Origin of the sequence: Catenulispora pinistramenti (assembly GCF_018274385.1) — a bacterium.
In the GTDB taxonomy this organism is placed as follows: domain Bacteria; phylum Actinomycetota; class Actinomycetes; order Streptomycetales; family Catenulisporaceae; genus Catenulispora; species Catenulispora pinistramenti.
This window is the reverse complement of the sequence record NZ_JAAFYZ010000516.1, coordinates 1-754: the sequence shown is the minus strand read 5'-3', so window position 1 is coordinate 754 and position 754 is coordinate 1. Positions and strand designations below refer to the sequence as shown.

1 protein-coding gene is annotated in these 754 nt (G+C 74.9%); it reads left to right on the top strand.

Annotated features, from left to right (window positions below; all coding sequences use genetic code 11):
* Positions 1-53: 53 nt before the first annotated feature.
* A partial coding sequence (locus KGQ19_RS48760; protein ID WP_212022476.1) for a peptidyl-tRNA hydrolase occupies positions 54-754 on the top strand: 701 nt, incomplete at its 3' end.

Sequence of the window (754 nt, the reverse complement as noted above, 5' to 3'; positions counted from 1 at the left end):
TCACGGACCCCGACCCCGGCGACCCCTTCGCCCCGCCTACCGCGGCCCCCGCCGTGCCCGCTGTCGCAGCGGCCACCGAGTCCGAGGCGGCGGCGCGCGACGCGAACCCGCAATACGTACTGCCGCTGGTGGTCCGCATCGAGCGCGCGGCACCGCCGCAACGCACTGACGCACTGGAGACCGCCGCGCGCGCTGTGCTCACCTTCCTGTCGGACCCGCGCGCCACCGACGGCGAGTGGGCGCCGCTGGTGCACGCCTGGACCGACGGCCGGATCCGCAAGGTGGTGCGCCGAGCGCGCGGCGCGGAGTGGACGCGCGCCGAAGCCCTGCCGGGCATCACGGTCACCGGCGACACCGCACAAGTGCGCGTCTACCCGCCGGTCCCTCTGGACGGCTGGCCCAAAGACCTCGCACGCCTCCAAGTCTCCGGCACCGACCTCGACGACACCGAACCACCCGCCCCGGTCGAGCCCGGCTCCCTGCCGGTGCTCTGGCTGAATCCCGAGCTGGAGATGACCGCCGGCAAGTCGATGGCCCAAGTCGGGCACGCCGCGCAGATCGCCTGGTGGCGCCTCAGCGACGCGCAGCGCAAGGACTGGGCCGACGCCGCCTTCCCGCTCGCGGTACGCGTCGCGCCCAAGGACGCGTGGCCGGCGCTCGCCGACTCCGGACGTCCGCTGGTGCGCGACGCCGGGTTCACCGAGATCGCGCCTGGGTCGTGCACGGTGGTCGCGGATCTGCCGGTGCTCGGCGG